Raw genomic sequence first — 18037 nt, 5'->3', positions numbered from 1 at the left:
ACTCTACTTTTAACCCATCCTTTATAAGATATCCTGATAGATTTATAATTGTTGAATCGAATCTGTGTAAATTATGTGACGTTTTTTTTGGTAATAGTTTTTCAACTTTGTTCATCAAATCAGTATATACTCCCTAAAAATAATCAGGGTTTATAAATTTTAGTCTCTTTGATAAACCACTATATGTTACTTTGTTTTTATCATCATTTTTGTCCATCACACACCTATTTATTACCATCTCTAGCGCTCTCAGGCTTGTTTTTTGTCCCATTAATATTAGTCTCATTAAACCCTTGAATACCATCTTATCAACTATTTAGTATTATATTTATCCACCTCATTTAATTTTCCTAGGCTCTGTGAACAAAATTTTATGAGAGCCATATAAGTGCCCCAACGAAGTTCAAAAATCCCATAAAAACCTCAGCAGTTTTATCAAAGCGGGAGAAAATCCGTCTGAAGTTTTTGATTTTACCAAAAAAACATTCGATCAAATGCCGCTCTTTATAGATATGCTCATCATAGTACCTCTGCACTTTTCGATTCTTTTTTGGAGGAATAACAACTTCGTATCCTTTGCTCTCAAGACTAGCAACAAAAGCATTACTGTCATAGCCTTTATCAGCCACTACAGTGGAGTTAGTGAAGTTTTTAGTGAGAACTTCAGCCTGCGTAATTTCGTTCCTCTGGCCAGGAGTTAGGATAAATTTCAGCGGATTACCAAGTGCATCAACAAGTGCGTGAATCTTGGTTGTGAAACCACCTTTGCTCCGTCCAAGTGCTTCTTGAGCCTGAGAATCTTTTCCATAACCAGCGGCACAAGCATGGGCTCGAACGATCGTTCCATCAATTATATGAACTTCCAAATCTGGATTCTGTTGCGTATATTGGAGCAACTTTCCCCAAATTTCTTTTTCGCACCACTTTTTAAACCTCCTGTGTATTCTCCTGTAATTGCCGTATATTTTTGGTAAGAGCCGCCACTGGCAGCCACTTCGGACCATCTACCACACTGCCTCTATGAACATTCTTAACTTTTCCTCATTTTTGCTGTGTATGCCTTTTATTCTCCTTAAGAATGAAAAAATTTGCTCCCAGTTGCTTTCTTTTATATGATATTTCATGGTAGTGTTCTTTATATGTCAATTATAGTAAACTACTGCTTTTTCCTTGTTTCTGCTACTTTTTCTTTACCTTATTTTCTCACGGTAGCATTTTGTTCACAGAACCTAGGCTTGTGTATTTATTTTCCTCTAAATCTTTAATTATTACATCGAACTTTCTTCTTAAAGGACTATTACTATCATCTAAATCAAGATCATTAAATTCTTTGTAAAAAAGTATGCCACTCATAACTCTAAGCCTCACTTTAACCCAATAGACACTATTTTGAAACTACCATAAATACTCTGATTTGTCAATTTGAGGGTTATGTTGAAAATATACTAATCACTATAGTACTTTCTAAATCAGTGGTTTAGTCTGCGGCTAATCGCCAGCACCTTCTGCTATTAACCTTACTGCTTCTATGTAACATTTATGCTCCTCAGCTAAAATACGCTCTGAGAGGCTGTGAATCCCATCATCTGGTAACACTTGCACAGCATTTTGGGTAATTATAGCACCGGCATCGACCTCAGGGGTTACGTAATGTACAGTACAACCTGTAATTTTTACACCTGCTTTTAGAGCTTGTTCTTGAGCGTTCAGTCCTCGGAAAGATGGAAGTAAAGAAGGGTGGATATTTATGACCTTATTATTCCATTTACTTAAGAAATCAGCTTTGAGAATTCTCATAAACCCTGCAAGACAAACTAAGTCAACCTCATGTTGAGTAAATATTTTATGAATTTTATCAGCATCAAGTGGCTTATCTTGAACAACAAACACTGAAATTCCGGCCTGTCTTGCTAATTTTAAACCACCAGCTTCACTATTATTTGTTACAACACATGCAACTTCTGCAGGAAAATCTTGATTTTGACACCCCTCAATCAAGGTTTGCATGTTTGATCCTCTACCTGAAATTAGTATGCCTAGTTTAATCTTTTTCATTATAGCACAGTTAATTTAAAATTTAGTTTAAGAGTTAATATTAACAAAATAGCTCAAAAAGAAAACCTAAAACATAAATTAGTTATACAAGAGGCTCATTGCTCTAGCCATAAAAATGTGGCTGTTTATCTTGCAGTATTTCACAAATCGTCTGCTCGAAAAGCATTTTATGGCTCAAATCAGTTTTTTTGCATGTAACTTCTAAGTTTATCAAATTTTCCAAAATCTTTTTAAGTTCTGAAAGTTGAATGTTTTTTAAATGAGATTTAAAGTTTTGTAACTGTTTAAAAAACAATGGTGGACTCAACTGATCAATTGCATTTTGTTCGTTCGTTCCACCTTGCATCAGCAGCAAAACACTCTCAAGGCGCAGAAAATAATTTGATATAATACGAATCAACGCTATTGGTGAAAAATTCTCTTGTGATATAAATATGCCAGAAAACTTAATAAAACGAGTCATATCTTTATTCGCTACGGCAGAGCATAAATTATCAAGTGTAGCATAGTTACTTCCAGAAGTTGAAAAACATGACTCTACGTCAATAAGTTTCAATTCTTTACTTTCTCCCAAATATAATACTAACTTTTCAAGCTCTGAATATATAGGCAACTTACTATGGTTAAAATAAGATTGCAAATGATAGATTGCTTCATTTGTATATTTTATATTATTTTCTTTCAAGTGACCTGAGATGATATCATGAAGGCTGCTGTTACTATCTTTATAGCAAGCAACTGCACCAAAATTTTTCGAGCTTTCCATATAAATTTTAGTTGCAGAGTTATATGGAAGGTCGCTCGCTATCAGCATTACATAATTGTCCCCTAAATTAGAGTCCAATACGCTTTTTAACTCCTTAGATATACTTGCGCTCACATTTATCAGCTTAATTAACTTTTTGCTAGTAAACATTGAAATGTTTGCCAATTCAGAAAACAGTAAACCAGGTGACTTATTCACTACCGCAAAATCCATTACCTGGACTGAATAACCACTCAGATTAGCAACTATTTCTCGTGCATAAAAATCAACTCTACTGTTGTCATTTCCATAAAGTAACACACCACTTAAAGCTTTAGGCCTCTCTAGGAACTTTTTAACTTTCGATAGTGTAAGCTTCATACCCTCTATAGAACATCATTATCGCCAGATGGCGGAATGTTATGTGGATCAGCTGAAAAATCTGCGTTCACATCCGCATTGACCTGTGCATGATCTGATTCTCCTGATTTTCCCATAATCTTGTTGTAAAGATTTGCTGTAGGCTGAGATATATACTTATCAAAAGGTTGAGATATCCATTCATTAAACAATTCTTTTATCATATTTACTACTCCATAAAATTAACTACGTAATATTAGTATACTGACCATAATATAACAAAAATTATTTTATGCTAAAACAATTTTTATTCTACAAGCAATGTATTGCTAAAATATTAACTTGTCTAATGTTAATTTAGTAATTATATATTAATATTACGTAAAATATATGAGAAATCCTGCTGCGTCAATCCAGAAAACGCGAATAGATAAAAACAGAGAAAATAAAATTACTATTATAGTTGGATCTTTGCTTTTAATCGCAGTGGTTAGTGCAGTAATTTTGGGAATTATGTTTCCAACAACCATACCATATAGTTTAGAAATTTTGAGGTGGTCTGCATTATTTTTGTTAGCTGCAGTAGTATGGCGAGATGTGTCTAATGCTACGGATATTGAGAAAAGCAAGCAGCACCATCGTCACCAACATAGCTTGTAAAACTTATATAGATGTATGCTAGTTTAACAATAATTAAATAAATTTATATTAGAATATTAGTAATTTTATTATTAGGTAGTTTTTTATGAGTAAAAAGAAACATGTTTTTAAGATAGTGCAGGGAGAACCCCTTAGAATGAGTGATGATTTTTTTGGAATTAACGGAGAACTTTCTGTCGTTTCTTTTAATAGCCCAGAAAATAAACTTAACTTTAAAGATTGTAAATTCTCCAAAATGCATTTTTCAGAATTAGAAAGTGAATCCTCTAGTTCGAATTTGAAGCTTTATCAACCTCCATACTTAGGAATTTACTACATTGGTCGTGAAACCGCTAAGGTATTTGGTGATAACGGATATGTAGATGCTTTTAGAATGTACAGTCTTTTTGAAGAAGACGGTAGTGTAAAAAGAACATTTTATAACTATAGCAATATTCTAGGTGATGTGATAAAACTCAACATAAAAGAAGATAATGCTAACGGTCATTATTTAGAACGCTGTTCCAGTTCTTTTTGTGCAAAAGTGTATGAACCTTCGCTGACTCCTAGTACTGCAGATATTGATGTCAGTAAGTATTTTACCGAAAATAAACAGCCACTTTATTTATCAACCCATGGTCAAATCTCTGAAAGTAATGGTGGAAATCCGTTGTTTTTGCTGGAAAAGTCTTCTGTGCTATTTGTTAATAATAGACTTGTCTATGCTTCTCTAAAATCAAATCAAGAATTAGAAATTGAGCCTTTAGATCATGAATATATTACTTTTGAGGAAGATTTGGACCGTAATTATCATAAGTATTACTTTTCGGATTTACAAGGAAAAAGAATTGAAACACCAGATAATATTGATGTTTGTTTATCAAATATGATGCGTGATAGGAATTTGAATGTAGAACATAATTTTATGAAAGAAATTCTTAGTTCTAATGAAAACTTAAAGATTATAATTGATAATTTATCTGATAGTAAGCTGAAAGGCCTTGCTACTCTTTTTAATAATGAACAAGTACAAAAAATCTTTTCTGAGCTTAGCCCAAACCAGTTGCAGATTTTAGCAAAGTGTCTAACCGACACTCAACTCCAAACCCTAGTAGAGCATTTAACTGAACATCAATTAAAAACTCTTGCTCAGGACCTAAATGAAACTAAACTAAAAATCATTGTTCCTGCTTTAAATGAAGCTCAGCTTGAAGCTTTGGTTAAGGATCTAAAGCCAGATCAGGTGAAAGACATTTTACCTCACTTAAAAATGGAGCAATTTAAGGCGCTCACTCAAAATCTAAGTAATGAGCAATTTACAGAACTTGCACAAGACTTGGCTGAGCATCACTTGACAATACTTTCTAAACAATTGGAAGGTGATCAACTAAAAGCTCTAGTGAATGGCTTGGAGGGAGGCAAGCTAAAAGATTTAATTAACAAGCTAGATCATGATAAACTGCAAACCATAGCACAAGATTTAACTGATGCTAATAGAATTCAGATAATTATTGAGTCTTTAATCACGAATCCAGAAAAACTTCAGGCTTTTGCAAATAGTATATCTGATCAGCAATTTACAGATCTTTTAAACAAGCTAGATTCAGATACGCTGATAAAAGTTATTCACAATTTACCTCATGAAAAGGTAATGAGTGCTATTGGTAATCTAGAGAATGAAAATCAATCCAGTGCTATTATTATTAAGATGCTGGCAGAGCATTTAAAAGAAGATGATGTTAGACAGGAAAAGGTTGTAGCAATGATTAAAGAATTAGTTACAAGACTTCCAACCCCTCATGAAGGTGGTATCGATCTGGATGATATGTTTGGTAAAAGTGCAGAAGAAAGCTTGCTTTATGAATATCCACATGCAGATTACTTTGGGCTAGTTGCCTAGATATTGTATAATTAATTAATGGAGTTGAATATGGTTGAGTATATAACAGCAGAAGGTCTTAAAGATACCTTTAAAAATTTTAAAGTAAAAATGGAGTCAGAAATGGAGAAAAAAATAGGAACATCAAGCGATGAATTAAATAAATCTATATTAAGCATAAGTAAAACGGTAGAGGCTGCAAAATCAAGCATAGAGGCGGCAATAAATACTACACAATCAGGTATAGGTAAGCAAATAGATAAAGTTCAGCCAGGAATAGAAGAGAAGATAAATAAATTGCAAGAAGCATTGATGGAACCTATAGGCAAGATAGAAAAAAATCTACCAACTGCTGCTGATACATCAGGTATATTAGATGATATGTTCGAAGAGGAATCACAGCTCTCTCCAGGACTCAACCTTGTTGGATGATAAAACCACTACGATCTTTGAAGGAAGCAATAGCCCATTTGCTATTGCTTCCTCCATCTTTATCAATCAATTAAACTAGGAGAAAAATGACAAACGAGAATCCCGCTAAAGAATTAACTGTGTGGCAAGCGATAGAAGTTTTAACAAAGGCTATATCACACAAAACAAAGTTGGAGTTAAAAATGCACAACCAGATAAATGAATTAGGTAAGCACCTCGATGTTATTGAAGCTGAAGTGCGCGATATAAAATCTTCACTACACTCTGAACTAAATGGAGCATCGCATGTTTTGATAGACACTGATGCAACCAACGTAATATTCATTACTTCTGCGGATCTACATAATTTATAAGTAGCTAATACCAAGTCCCATTAGAACAGGTTCTTACAAAACGAATCCAAATTCTGTTTCCAAAGGTAAATAATTTACTAACGCTCGTGCACAAATAAAAAATAAATTATGCACGAGTGTAGCGCTATAAATACAGCGTGTTATATTAAAGCTTACCTCACTATTAAAGCTATCGGTCAGATTAGATTAAAAACCTAATCTGACCGGTTTCTCTATAACCCTCTAAACCCTGATATCATTATAGGTGAATTAGTTTAATTAGTGGTTAAGAGCAATTACATATAAATTGATTTTATCTGTACATTGATATAGCATAAACTATATTGGTTTGAACTATCGTGCAGCTTTATAAATCGTTATTGTTACTTTTGCTAGCTATATCAATAGTTATAGTTTTGAAATTACCTGAAAATTTAAACAGCGCGTTAAATTGGTCTCAATCAATTCTAGATTTTGATCTATCCTTTCGCACCATATTAATATCTTTTTTATCAGTTGCATTTTTGGTTGTTCTACCCGCCAGAACTCTAAGTTTCTCAGAGACGATATCTTTTTTTGCCTACACTACCTGTTCACTCGGTGCAATTTTATCCAAGCAGATGATATTGGTTATAATATTCTGTGAACTGATGAGTATTAGTGCATTTTTTGTCATTGCAGCAGGTTCCAAGGATAGTGGACCCGCAATAAGGTACGCTTGTGTACATTTCTTTGTTGGAGTTGCATTAATAGCAGGGCTAGCGCTCGCACCTATCCACAATGAAAATACACTTAACCTCATAATCATAGGCCTATTGATAAACAGTGCTTGTTTTCCTTTTTCATTTTGGGTTGTTGATGCATATCCTGCTGCATCGCTACATGGTACTACCTACCTATCTTTATTTACCACTAAAGTCTCTTTTTTAGTTATGCTTTTACACACTTATGGTTTGTGGCAGAATCATACTGAAACATTAGCGTTTTTAGGTTCTATTACTGTCATTTACAGCATTATATTTGCTTCTCTTGAAAAAAACATTCGCAGATTTTTGTGCTATAATGTTGTGGGACAAATGGGCCTGCTAATTATTGCAGGAAGTTTGCTTAGTCCTTCAGAGAGTGCTATACCAAGCCTCACGCTACATATAATTTTCTCTCTTTTTTATCAATCATTATTATTCGTGGTTGCAAATTCAGTTATTGCGCGAACAAAATCAACTAGCTTTAATGGTATTGGTAAATTTATATCAGTGGAAGGCATGTGCGCTATAATTGCAATACTCACAATGGCTGCATTTCCTGGAACCGCTGGATTTATTAGTAAATCATACATCGCAACTGAAATTGAAATGAACGCTGCTGCCTTAAAAGTATATAAAAATTTATATAAGATCCTAAATTTACTGCTTTATTTGAGTGTAGGACTAAAGTTCATTTATTACATATTTATTGCTAAAGGTAAGTCAAAACTCTCAGCAGAGAAAGAAAACAAGCTACCTATGATTACTTTGGCGTTTATATGCGTGGTTGCTGGCAATCCTTATTTGTTTATTTACAATCAGTCTTCAATTTTTGATCTGGTATACACCACAAAAAATATTTGGTCTCAATTTAATTTATTACTATGTACTACTCTATTGTTTATTCCACTCAGAAAGTTATTTTACCCGAGAATAAACTTTAAAATGGATGTCGACTGGATTTTTAGAGCTTTTGTGCCATATATTATCTCATTATTCAATAAATTGGCCTCTAAAATAAAGGGAATGTTTGCCATTCTATTGCAAAACTTGACTAATTTGCTTACTAGTATATACTTTAATAATATTACTAAACTTGAAGGAGTGCTGAGTTATAATTCAGTAAGTTTTGTTTCAGCTGCTTCTCTCTTTTTAATTAGTGTTCTACTAGTGTTATTATGTTTAAATCATTAACCGATAGTTTAAATTCTGTATTTAATAAACTCAAAGGAAAGTCAGTTATTTCCGAGGATGACTTTAACCTTGCTATGCGTGAAATACGTATAGCTTTAATTGAGGCTGATGTTGCACTCGAAGTAGCCAAACAATTTATCAATGACATTAAAGATAAGGTGGTTGGAGAAAAAGTCATAAAAAGTGTTTCTCCGGCACAAATGATAATCAAAATTGTTCAGGATAATTTAGTTTTAGTTCTTGGATCAGAAAAAAGTGATTTGAATTGCGCAGCTAAAGCCCCTAGCGTAATCATGATGGTGGGTTTACAAGGTGCAGGTAAAACAACCACTTCAGGAAAGCTTGCTTTAAAACTAAAAAAACAAAAGAAAAAAGTGATGCTCGCTTCACTGGATATTTATAGACCAGCTGCTCAAAAACAGCTTGAAGTGCTAGGTAAACAAATAGATGTTAACACTTTGCCTATAATAATGGACGAAAAGCCACTTTTAATTGCACAAAGAGCATTAGAAATAGCGAAAAACGATAGTTATGATGTATTGATACTGGACACTGCAGGTAGGCTTCATATTGACGATAATATGATGAACGAACTGAAAGAGGTGAAAGAAGCTACTTCGCCTGCAGAAGTTATTTTAGTGACCGATGCTATGATAGGTCAGGATGCAGTAAATATCGCCAAATCATTTAATGAGACAGTAGGTGTAACTGGCATTATTCTCACGCGTGTTGATGGTGATGCACGTGGTGGTGCTGCTCTTTCCATGAAAATGGTTACTAATTGCCCAATTAAATTTATTGCTTGTGGTGAAAAATTAAGCGACCTTGATGATTTTTATCCGGATAGAATTGCAAAGAGAATACTTAGTATGGGTGATGTCGTTTCATTAGTTGAAAAGGCTGCAGAAATTGTCGGTCAGGAAGAAATTGATAAACTACAAAAGAAAGTAAAAAAAGGTAAATTTGACCTAAACGATTTAGTAGGAATGCTAAGAACTCTTAATAAAATGGATGGCATGGCTGGTATAATGAAGTTCATTCCCAGTTCATTCACGCAAAAGCTAAGCAGTGGTGTGCCAGATGATAGCAAAGTAAAAAAATATATCGCTATCATCAACTCAATGACTGAAAAAGAAAGGCAAAATCCAGATATTTTAAACGGAAAAAGAAGGCTCAGGATTGCAAAAGGCTCTGGAACAAGCGTACCAGATATTAACCTCTTAATTAAGCAATATGACCAAATGAGCTCCATGGTAAATAAATTCAGTAAAGTTGATCACAGCAAACTCAAAGAGTCTGATTTGATGGACATGCTGGGTAAAAAGTAGAGATTAATATAAAAAAGGTATATTAAAAAAGCAAGGAAAGTTGAGTGATTCGTCATCAGACTTTATGATTCGTTTTTTGAGATTAAAAATGTATAAATATTTAACACTCCCGTGACATATTTTATAACCTAGCCATACAAAAACTTCAACCTTGCAAGTGCTTCTCATAACATATAAGATTAGCTTTGTTTTTTTGTCAAAATAACGTCGTATTTCAATGAGTCTGGTATTGGTTTCAGTATTATTAATAGTTTTTATTTTATTGGTTTTGTCGTTTTTGTTTTCAGGAGCAGAAATAGGTTTAACCTCAATTAGCCGTTCTCGAATTAATAAGCTAAAACTAGACGGTAACACAAGGGCCAAGATAATAGACCGCTTGTTAAATCGAAAAGAATTAACAATAGGTACAATATTGCTTGGCAATACAGTTATTAACATTACTTGCTCTGCATTGTTTACAGCAATGTTTATAAATCTTTTCGGAAATGAGAGCATTTTTCTGTCAACAATTATAATGACATTTTGTATTCTGCTGTTTTGTGAAGTGCTGCCAAAAACTTACGCTATTCAAAATCCTGAAAAATTTGCGTCGTTTTCTGCGTATTTTTTGTTGTTTTTTGTGAAAATTTTTTCTCCACTTACGTTAGGTATTCAATTTATCGTCAATCTCATCCTGAAATTATGTGGGTTACATAAAGACAAAGAAGTGATATCTGCAGCAGATGCAATGCGTAATATGATTACCTTGCATCGCAGTGAAGGAACTATGTTGCAGCAGGATTTGGATATGTTGAACAGCATACTTGATTTAGCTGAAACAGAAATATCGCAGATCATGACCCATAGAAAAAATTTGTTTTCTCTTGATATAAATCTAAATAAAGAAGATTTGATAAGGGAAATTTTAACCAGTAGTCATAGTAGAATTCCTTTGTGGCAAAAAGAACCAGAGGATATTATTGGTGTAATTCATGTGAGGGATCTAATAAATGCCTTGCGTGAAAAGAATAACAAAACAGAGGAAGTTGATATCGCTCAAGTGATGTCGAAACCTTGGTTTATACCAGAAAGTACGCTGCTCAGCGTGCAACTTCACAACTTTCGTAAAAATAGGAAACACTTTGCACTTGTTATTGACGAATATGGAGCATTGCAAGGGATCGTAACTCTTGAGGATATATTAGAAGAAATTGTTGGAGATATTTCCGATGAGCATGATTTGATTACAGAAAATTCCATCAAGAAAGTATCTGACAACCTTTATCATATAGAAGGAGAGACACCCATTAGAGACATCAATAGGCAGTTACATTGGGACCTGCCTAATGAAGAAGCCTCAACTTTAGCTGGTATGATTGTGAATGAAATAGAGCGTATTCCTGACGAAAGTGAGGAATTTTCTATGTATGGTTTTCATTTTAAGATTTTAAAAAAAGATAAAAATGTTATTACTATTGTTGAAGTGCAAGTAAAAATTGATAATACTGATAAGAGCAGTTAATTAGTGGAGTTTTATGGAAGACACAGTTAAAGTAACAGCTGAAGAGCTGAAGGGATATATAGAAAGAATTGAAAAGCTTGAAGAAGAGAAAAAAGAGGTACAGGATCATATCCGCGATGTATACCTGAAAGCAGCCGATGAAGGTTGGGATACAAAGGTTATGAAACAAATTATCAAGCTAAGAAAGATGGACGATGATGACAGGGAAGAGCAAGAAATATTGCTTGATACATACAAACGCGCACTTGGAATGAGCTGCGAAGAAGAGTTAAGTGAATAACAGAATTGTAATTGGAATAAGTGGTGCATCTGGTTCTGTTTATGGTGTACGTATTTTAGAGGCGTTAAGAAATATTAACAAATCTCTTGTGCAATCCTCTGTTGCCCCTATGCTCTCTCCTATTACTTCAGCACCTTCTTCTGTCATCCCAGTGCTTGACACTGGGATCCAGGGAAAAAGAAATATAGATTCCAGGGTCACGCGCTGGAATGACACCAAACTGTGTTATGAAACTCATCTGGTAATTAGTAGTGCTGGCAAAATAACTATAGCTCATGAAATTCCAGAAAAACTCGAAGAGATTACATCACTTGCAGACTTTTATTATTCTGAGGAAAAAATAGGAGAAAAGATAGCAAGTGGCTCGTTTAAAACTTTAGGGATGATAGTAGCTCCATGCTCTATGAAAACAATGTCTGAAATTGCATCGGGTGTTACTTCCAATTTATTGACAAGAGCTGCAGATGTAACACTTAAGGAAAGAAGAAAGCTAGTCCTCATGGTGCGGGAAACCCCACTACACCTTGGACATTTGCGTAATATGTTAAAGTTGACAGAGATGGGAGCAATAATCGCTCCGCCAGTGCCATCATTCTATACTAAACCAAAATCATTGAATGATATAATTGATCATTCCGTTGGTAAAGTGTTGGATTTATTTGATATCAAGTGCCCTAATTTCAAAGAGTGGCAGGGAGTGTAGCCAAGTGACAATTATTATTGATGGTAAAAAAATAGCAAATGACCTTTGTGAAAAGTTATCACAAAAAATTGATATTTTAAAAAAAGAGCACAATATTTTCCCATGCCTTAAAGTAATTCTTGTTGGTGAGAACCCAGCAAGTCAGGTATATGTTCGTAATAAACAAAAGAAAGCAGAGTCAATAGGAATAGAATCTGAAACTATTTTTTTATCTGGCACAATATCAGAAGATGAGTTAATTGGAAAAATCAACGAACTGAATAATGATCCATCTGTACATGGCATTTTAGTGCAACTGCCTTTACCAGATCACATTAATGCAAGCAGAGTAATTAACTCAATAAGCGTAGAAAAAGATGTGGATGGTTTTCATAATGAGAATGTTGGCAAACTAGTTAAAGGTGAAAAAAATTGTCTTATACCGTGTACTCCCAGAGGTGCTTTGTATTTAATTAAATCAATTGGAGAAAACCTTTCTGGTAAAAATGCAGTGGTGATTGGCCGATCAAACATCGTTGGCAAACCGATGTTTCATCTACTATTGCAAGAGGACTGTACTGTTACTATTTTACATTCAAGAAGCAAAAACTTAGCTGAATATTGCTCCAAAGCAGACATAGTAGTTGCAGCGGTTGGCAAGCCCAATTTCGTGCAAGCAGACTGGATAAAAAACGATGCAATAGTAATTGATGTTGGCATAAATGGCATGCAAATAGATGGTAAAAGCAAGCTTGTAGGTGACGTTGATTTTGAGAGAGCAAAGGAAAAAGCCAAAGCTATTACTCCAGTGCCAGGTGGTGTTGGGCCAATGACAATTGCATTTCTGATGATGAATACTTTTACTGCTGCTTCTTTGCAAAAGGGTTTGGCAGCTAAGAGCTTGTCCACAAACTAGTAAATCAAGCATATTCCCTACTTAACATAACTTTACTCATAGCTAAATATATAAAATTTTCTGTTGAAGTTGTTAGCAGATCATATTCTTTTGATAATCTCCTATTTCTATTAATTCCCAAGCAAAAGTTCTTTCCACAACCCATCTTCGCGGCTGTACTATAGGTGTGTCTTGATGTACCCAAAATCTGCACGGAGAGCTCTTAACAATTTCAATGTCTATTCCATATTCTTTCTTTATATGATCCTTTAAGCCTTTTCCTTGATACCCCATATTAGCCCACATTTTCCTAATATTAGTATATTGTTTCTTCATGTTATTCATTAGACCTCTTTCAAAATTCATATCATCAGCTCAAAATTATGAATTCCAGCAATAAAATTAAACTTCAAACCGAAGCGTTTTTGCCTATTTCTATATCTGTCTGCGATAATTTTAAATCTTTTCAGCAAACCAATCACATTTTCCACCACCACTCTTTTGCTTACAAGCTCTTGATTTTCTTTCTTTTTTTCTTATCTAATGGCTTCTTTTTCGTCCTTCTATGCGGCAGTTCCACGTTTGCGTGAATTTTCTGCATCCCTCTGTAACCGCTATCTGCTAGGACTTTTATGTCCTCTAACATGTGAATTTTGACTCCTTGAAAAGCCAAAATCATGTTTTCTACCATTCGCTCAATTGTTACCTCTTTTACCCCTGTCAAACGCAGGAATTTCTCCCCTTTCAACTTTTCTATTTCTCTGTATCTCATACCTTTAATTGTATGTTTTTATACTAATTTTTCCCTTTTTGTCAATTTTGAAAGAGGTCTAATGTTTGCTACTTCTCTTTTTGAGTTCTTGTAAAACCCGCTGAGTGCTGCAATTGTTGACTTAACTTTTGGGCCAAATGTATCTGTGGTAACGACTTCTGTCAGCTTGCTACTTTTTCTTTTTCCACATTTCCTGCAACGTCCACGTTCCAATTGATACTCAATTACATACGGTTTTATTTCTGGAAGATCTACTTTTTGATGAATGTATGGCTCTTTTGATATTGCAATTTCTCCATCACACTCTCACGCATTTGGCAACCCTATTTTCACTACTTCATTCGCATTCATTTTTGGGCGACAATGACCTTCATGCCCAACCTGTGCCCCTATTGCTCTTTGGCTTATCTTCTTTGGTTTTGTATAATTCTTTGGAGCTTGGTATCGATGAATTTTTTGAATTTAAGCCGAGCTTTTCTCTTAATTCAGCATTTTCGATCCTTACTGCCTTATTCTCAGCCCTCAAATTTTCGTTTTCTATCTCCAATCCCTTTATTTCTGCTTTTAGCTGCTCTATTTCTGTTTTTAAGTTTTTTGAGAAGACTTGCTAGTAGATCAGACATACTTACCACACATACCACCTATATTTTTAGCATTTCTTTTCTACTACTTATTTTACCGCTCCGCTGAACGGATACCTTTTTCTGGGTAAAGTCACTTACTTTGAGAAGTACTATATACTAACATTTCCCATTCATGATTCATTTTCCACTAAGTTACTCTGAATTTTGGTTATATTGTTTGTAGATTTTACTGCTGAAATCTCAAATTTCGAGTGAGTTTTCAAGAAGGATTCAACTGACTTACCAAAAAAATCATATCTCCACCCCTTAAATAATTTATCTGTCTGTCCAGATATTGATTTGATCAATTCATCTTTTGAAGAAACTAATTTTCTTGATATATTACTTTCTTTGCATTTATTCTCTAAAATAATTGATAGTATATCAAATACTGATTTATCATAACTACTTGGCATCGGCTGTATCCACTTTTTCTCATTTGCATCAAAAATATTGATAAGCTCTAGCAAATCTTCGTCTTTTATATTTCTTGTATTTTCTTTTATATCGTCCAGAATTTCACTAAGATTTTCTACGTTTTTTTCAATCAAATTAGTTATCACAGAATTGTTAATCACCTTGTTACGATTCATATTGTAACGTTGTGCTAAGGTTTCTTGCCACTCACAAACCGCTTTAATGGTTAACATTAATCCTGGATTTGCTTCACAATTACATTTTATTCTCTTCCATGCATCCTTTGGGCTGTGTAGATATTTATCTATGTCAGCTATCGACTCCATTTCTTCTTTAAACCAGTAAATTCTGTCATTTTTTTCAAGCTTATCATGCAATATTTGGTGTAGTTCATATAGATATATCACATCGTTTAATGCATAGTCCAGTTGATCTTCGGACAATGGTCGTTTTAACCAATCTGAATTTTTAGCTTTAATTTTATCTAAAACCACCCCCCTGTATTGTTCTATTAATTTTGAATAACCGATAAAGTCGTAATAATACTGACACAACATTGCAGCAATTTGGGTGTCAAAAATGGGAGTTGGAATACATTTAAATACAGTAAATAAGGACTCTATGTCCTGTCTGCAACTATGAAATACCTTAATTATTCCTTCATTCAGCACTATCTTCTTAATAGGTGATAAATCAATTTCTTGAGCTAATGCATCTACAATAAAACCTCTATCTCCGTCAAAAATTTGAATTAATGATAATTTTGGATAGTAATTTATGTTATTTCTAATAAATTCTGTGTCAACTGCTATAAATTTTGGTTTTCTTGCTATTAATTCTTTACATATATCTTCCAACTCTGATGTTACATTGATTAGCATATACTTTTTATTCAGCCAGTCCATTTTACCACTTATATTGGATTTTTACAACCTTAAGTGTTACTACGCAGGTGACACGTTTTGAAGAAGACTCTATTATTGGTAAGCAGTTTGATACATATATGAGCACTAACAAACAATTAGACGTGCTGGCTTTCTTAAGTAGAGATGTGGAGAATATACCTAAATTCCATTCTACAATATTAACTAAACTTTGTGGCAATATTAGAGCAAAAGACCTATTATTTTATAAGCCACTCAACTATGTGGATAGAAGAAAGTCGTTATCCGGTGCACAAATTGGAGAACTTGCGAGCTTTATTGCAAAAATTCATGAGCATCAGCCACCCACTCTAAAGGGCAGGCCATATAAGATAATTGTTGAAAGTGAAGGTCAGTATGTCTTCATAGTATTTTTTAGTTATTCAGTTAAATATTTACACAAATTATTTCCAGTTGGAGCTTCTGTGATTATCAGCGGCAAACTTGAAAGTTTTGCCGAATACTTGCAAATTACTCATCCAGATTATGTATCACTTAACATCAACCAATTTAAAGAAATTGCATGTATAGAGCCTGTGTATCAATTAAATTGTGGTATTACTAACAAGAGCATTAGAAAAATAATAAATTCTAATCTGAAAGAATTGCCTGATTTGCCAGAGTGGATAGATGATGCATTGATTGGACAGAAAAAATGGTTCAGTTGGAAAGAAAGTATCATAAAGTTGCACAAACCTGAATCGTTGGCTGAAGCGGAAATTTGTAGGAAAAGGCTTGCTTATGACGAGTTGCTTGCATATCAACTGGCACTGAAATTTGCACGAAAAGACAAACTAAAGGAGAGAGGAAGGGAATTTGTAATATTAAACAAGTCTAAAGAACAAATTTTAAATGAGTTATCATTTCAATTAACTAATGATCAAATTCGCGCAATAGATGAAATTTCAGAAAAACAAAAATCCAAGTATCGTATGATAAATTTGCTGCAAGGCGACGTCGGCAGTGGCAAAACAGTGGTTGCACTTTTTGCAATGATAAATGTAGTGGAAAATAATCTGCAGGCGGCTCTTATGGCGCCAACTACTATTCTTGCAGAACAGCATTACAATTGGATTGAAGAAATTTTGTCTGCTACTAACATAAAAGTTGCCTTGCTTACTGGTAAAACTGCGCGCAAGGAAAAAAAGACGATTATGAACGAGCTTGCAAGTGGTATTATAGATATAGTAATCGGCACTCACGCACTTTTTCAAGATAAAGTCATATTTAAGGATTTAGGTCTTGCAGTAATAGACGAACAGCAACGATTTGGTGTGATGCAGAGAAATCGTTTGGTAGAAAAAGGAGAAAATGCTGATATACTTTTTGTTACTGCAACACCAATTCCAAGAACTCTGCAGCAAGCTATCTATGGCGATGTTGAATGTTCAATTTTAAGAGAAAAACCAAAATCCAGACTGCCAATAAAAACCGTAATTATCAATATCAAAAAGGTCGCAGAAGTTATTGAAAAACTGAAAGGTGCCATAAATAGAGGTGAAAAAGCATATTGGATTTGTCCTTACATAGAGGAAAATGAGGATTTATCCACGGAAGTAGAGTTTCAAAAGAAGTCTATTGCTGCGGTAGAGATGCGCTTTAAGGAATTACAAAAAATATTTTCTGATAAGGTTGGCATAATACACGGAAAATTAACTCAAGATCAGAAAGATCAGGTTATGTTTTCTTTTAAAAGAAATGAATTTTCTCTGCTGGTTGCAACCACTGTTATAGAAGTTGGTATAGACATACCAGATGCAACTATTATGATTATAGAAAATGCAGAGCAATTTGGGTTATCACAATTACATCAGCTAAGAGGCAGAGTAGGACGAGGAAGTAAGCCATCTTTTTGTGTGCTATTACACGATGCTTTAAGTAAAAATTCACATTCAAAGCTAAAAATTATGTGCGAGTCACAAGATGGATTTTACATTGCTGAAAAAGATATGATGCTGAGAGGCAGTGGGGATATTTTAGGAACGAGACAATCAGGATGTATGGAATTCAAGTTCGCCGATTTATATAAAGACGGGGAGCTGCTGAATCTTGCATATAATAATGCAAAAGACATCATTGCTGAGAATAAGTCTTTTGAGTTACTTCTCGAGATATTTGAATATAGAAGTAGGTTACATTTTTCAAAATTCCAGTAGGTAGAACGATTTTAAAACTCAATAGATTTCTTGTATAGCTGGAACTCAAAGAAAAATCAGTTGATGTCATTCCAGCGCGTG

Annotated in this window: 18 protein-coding genes and 3 pseudogenes; 10 read left to right on the top strand and 11 right to left on the bottom strand. The window is 34.1% G+C overall.

Annotated elements, in window-relative coordinates; translation table 11 throughout:
* Positions 1 to 133: 133 nt before the first annotated feature.
* The 6 genes and pseudogenes from AAGD89_RS06225 to AAGD89_RS06200 form a co-directional block, all read right to left on the bottom strand.
* Positions 134 to 304 (bottom strand): hypothetical protein, encoded by a 171-nt coding sequence (locus AAGD89_RS06225; protein ID WP_341808175.1) that lies wholly within the window; start codon positions 302 to 304, stop codon positions 134 to 136.
* Positions 305 to 371: 67 nt separating this feature from the next.
* Positions 372 to 1124: pseudogene (locus tag AAGD89_RS06220) on the bottom strand (IS5 family transposase).
* A 79-nt stretch (positions 1125 to 1203) separates the two neighbouring features.
* A complete protein-coding gene (locus tag AAGD89_RS06215; RefSeq protein ID WP_341808174.1) occupies positions 1204 to 1353 on the bottom strand; it encodes a hypothetical protein in 150 nt (49 codons plus the stop codon).
* Positions 1354 to 1488: 135 nt separating this feature from the next.
* Positions 1489 to 2055, bottom strand: a complete 567-nt coding sequence (gene purN / locus AAGD89_RS06210) for a phosphoribosylglycinamide formyltransferase (protein ID WP_341808173.1) — start codon at positions 2053 to 2055, stop codon at positions 1489 to 1491.
* 103 nt (positions 2056 to 2158) lie between these two features.
* Positions 2159 to 3181: a DNA polymerase III subunit delta gene (gene holA / locus AAGD89_RS06205; protein WP_341808172.1), complete on the bottom strand. Its 1023-nt coding sequence runs from the start codon at positions 3179 to 3181 to the stop codon at positions 2159 to 2161.
* Between the two features lie 5 nt (positions 3182 to 3186).
* Positions 3187 to 3384 (bottom strand): hypothetical protein, encoded by a 198-nt coding sequence (locus tag AAGD89_RS06200; RefSeq protein WP_341808171.1) that lies wholly within the window; start codon positions 3382 to 3384, stop codon positions 3187 to 3189.
* A 521-nt stretch (positions 3385 to 3905) separates the two neighbouring features.
* Here AAGD89_RS06200 and AAGD89_RS06195 point away from each other — a divergent pair.
* The 9 genes from AAGD89_RS06195 to folD all read left to right on the top strand — a co-directional run bounded on the left by AAGD89_RS06195 (position 3906) and on the right by folD (position 13086).
* Entirely contained in the window at positions 3906 to 5699 is a 1794-nt protein-coding gene (locus AAGD89_RS06195) for a magnesium transporter MgtE N-terminal domain-containing protein (protein WP_341808170.1), read from the top strand.
* A 30-nt stretch (positions 5700 to 5729) separates the two neighbouring features.
* Positions 5730 to 6110 carry a hypothetical protein gene (locus AAGD89_RS06190; protein WP_341808169.1) on the top strand — a complete coding sequence of 127 codons (381 nt, stop codon included), beginning with the start codon at positions 5730 to 5732 and terminating at the stop codon, positions 6108 to 6110.
* Between the two features lie 86 nt (positions 6111 to 6196).
* Positions 6197 to 6463: a hypothetical protein gene (locus AAGD89_RS06185; RefSeq protein WP_341808168.1), complete on the top strand. Its 267-nt coding sequence runs from the start codon at positions 6197 to 6199 to the stop codon at positions 6461 to 6463.
* 338 nt (positions 6464 to 6801) lie between these two features.
* Complete coding sequence (locus tag AAGD89_RS06180; protein ID WP_341808167.1) at positions 6802 to 8379, top strand: proton-conducting transporter membrane subunit; 1578 nt, start codon at positions 6802 to 6804, stop codon at positions 8377 to 8379.
* A complete protein-coding gene (ffh, locus tag AAGD89_RS06175; RefSeq protein ID WP_341808166.1) occupies positions 8364 to 9707 on the top strand; it encodes a signal recognition particle protein in 1344 nt (447 codons plus the stop codon). The genes AAGD89_RS06180 and ffh overlap by 16 nt, the downstream gene beginning before the upstream one ends.
* Before the next feature lie 217 nt (positions 9708 to 9924).
* The gene (locus tag AAGD89_RS06170; protein WP_341808165.1) at positions 9925 to 11208 is read left to right on the top strand and encodes an HlyC/CorC family transporter; all 1284 of its coding nucleotides are present in this window, start codon (positions 9925 to 9927) and stop codon (positions 11206 to 11208) included.
* Positions 11209 to 11221: 13 nt separating this feature from the next.
* On the top strand, positions 11222 to 11488 hold the full coding sequence (locus AAGD89_RS06165) for a DUF2312 domain-containing protein (protein ID WP_341808164.1): 267 nt from the start codon (positions 11222 to 11224) through the stop codon (positions 11486 to 11488).
* Complete coding sequence (locus tag AAGD89_RS06160) at positions 11481 to 12191, top strand: UbiX family flavin prenyltransferase (protein WP_341808163.1); 711 nt, start codon at positions 11481 to 11483, stop codon at positions 12189 to 12191. The genes AAGD89_RS06165 and AAGD89_RS06160 overlap by 8 nt, the downstream gene beginning before the upstream one ends.
* A gap of 4 nt (positions 12192 to 12195) precedes the next feature.
* Complete coding sequence (gene folD, locus AAGD89_RS06155; RefSeq protein WP_341808162.1) at positions 12196 to 13086, top strand: bifunctional methylenetetrahydrofolate dehydrogenase/methenyltetrahydrofolate cyclohydrolase FolD; 891 nt, start codon at positions 12196 to 12198, stop codon at positions 13084 to 13086.
* A 4-nt stretch (positions 13087 to 13090) separates the two neighbouring features.
* Here the strand turns inward: folD and AAGD89_RS06150 are convergent.
* The 5 genes and pseudogenes from AAGD89_RS06150 to AAGD89_RS06135 form a co-directional block, all read right to left on the bottom strand.
* Positions 13091 to 13410 (bottom strand): annotated as a pseudogene (locus tag AAGD89_RS06150) (transposase); the annotation flags it as partial.
* Positions 13411 to 13427: 17 nt separating this feature from the next.
* Positions 13428 to 13547 carry a hypothetical protein gene (locus tag AAGD89_RS07345; protein ID WP_410541876.1) on the bottom strand — a complete coding sequence of 40 codons (120 nt, stop codon included), beginning with the start codon at positions 13545 to 13547 and terminating at the stop codon, positions 13428 to 13430.
* 23 nt (positions 13548 to 13570) lie between these two features.
* Positions 13571 to 13837 carry a hypothetical protein gene (locus AAGD89_RS06145; protein ID WP_341808161.1) on the bottom strand — a complete coding sequence of 89 codons (267 nt, stop codon included), beginning with the start codon at positions 13835 to 13837 and terminating at the stop codon, positions 13571 to 13573.
* 60 nt (positions 13838 to 13897) lie between these two features.
* Positions 13898 to 14414 (bottom strand): annotated as a pseudogene (locus tag AAGD89_RS06140) (IS66 family transposase); the annotation flags it as partial.
* A gap of 177 nt (positions 14415 to 14591) precedes the next feature.
* Complete coding sequence (locus tag AAGD89_RS06135; protein WP_341808939.1) at positions 14592 to 15758, bottom strand: ribonuclease D; 1167 nt, start codon at positions 15756 to 15758, stop codon at positions 14592 to 14594.
* Between the two features lie 122 nt (positions 15759 to 15880).
* Between AAGD89_RS06135 and AAGD89_RS06130 the strand changes: the two genes are divergently transcribed.
* Positions 15881 to 17956: an ATP-dependent DNA helicase RecG gene (locus tag AAGD89_RS06130; RefSeq protein WP_341808938.1), complete on the top strand. Its 2076-nt coding sequence runs from the start codon at positions 15881 to 15883 to the stop codon at positions 17954 to 17956.
* Positions 17957 to 18037: the final 81 nt, after the last annotated feature.

This window comes from Wolbachia endosymbiont (group E) of Neria commutata (genome assembly GCF_964026735.1).
In the GTDB taxonomy this organism is placed as follows: domain Bacteria; phylum Pseudomonadota; class Alphaproteobacteria; order Rickettsiales; family Anaplasmataceae; genus Wolbachia.
This window is presented reverse-complemented; position numbering and strand designations above follow the sequence as displayed.

Coding starts and splice junctions, on each gene's coding strand:
- AAGD89_RS06225 (WP_341808175.1), bottom strand. CDS start 304: ATGGTATTCAAGGGTTTAATGAGACTAATATTAATGGGACAAAAAACA.
- AAGD89_RS06215 (WP_341808174.1), bottom strand. CDS start 1,353: ATGAGTGGCATACTTTTTTACAAAGAATTTAATGATCTTGATTTAGAT.
- purN (WP_341808173.1), bottom strand. CDS start 2,055: ATGAAAAAGATTAAACTAGGCATACTAATTTCAGGTAGAGGATCAAAC.
- holA (WP_341808172.1), bottom strand. CDS start 3,181: ATGAAGCTTACACTATCGAAAGTTAAAAAGTTCCTAGAGAGGCCTAAA.
- AAGD89_RS06200 (WP_341808171.1), bottom strand. CDS start 3,384: ATGATAAAAGAATTGTTTAATGAATGGATATCTCAACCTTTTGATAAG.
- AAGD89_RS06195 (WP_341808170.1), top strand. CDS start 3,906: ATGAGTAAAAAGAAACATGTTTTTAAGATAGTGCAGGGAGAACCCCTT.
- AAGD89_RS06190 (WP_341808169.1), top strand. CDS start 5,730: ATGGTTGAGTATATAACAGCAGAAGGTCTTAAAGATACCTTTAAAAAT.
- AAGD89_RS06185 (WP_341808168.1), top strand. CDS start 6,197: ATGACAAACGAGAATCCCGCTAAAGAATTAACTGTGTGGCAAGCGATA.
- ffh (WP_341808166.1), top strand. CDS start 8,364: ATGTTTAAATCATTAACCGATAGTTTAAATTCTGTATTTAATAAACTC.
- AAGD89_RS06170 (WP_341808165.1), top strand. CDS start 9,925: ATGAGTCTGGTATTGGTTTCAGTATTATTAATAGTTTTTATTTTATTG.
- AAGD89_RS06165 (WP_341808164.1), top strand. CDS start 11,222: ATGGAAGACACAGTTAAAGTAACAGCTGAAGAGCTGAAGGGATATATA.
- AAGD89_RS06145 (WP_341808161.1), bottom strand. CDS start 13,837: ATGAGATACAGAGAAATAGAAAAGTTGAAAGGGGAGAAATTCCTGCGT.
- AAGD89_RS06135 (WP_341808939.1), bottom strand. CDS start 15,758: ATGCTAATCAATGTAACATCAGAGTTGGAAGATATATGTAAAGAATTA.
- AAGD89_RS06130 (WP_341808938.1), top strand. CDS start 15,881: ATGAGCACTAACAAACAATTAGACGTGCTGGCTTTCTTAAGTAGAGAT.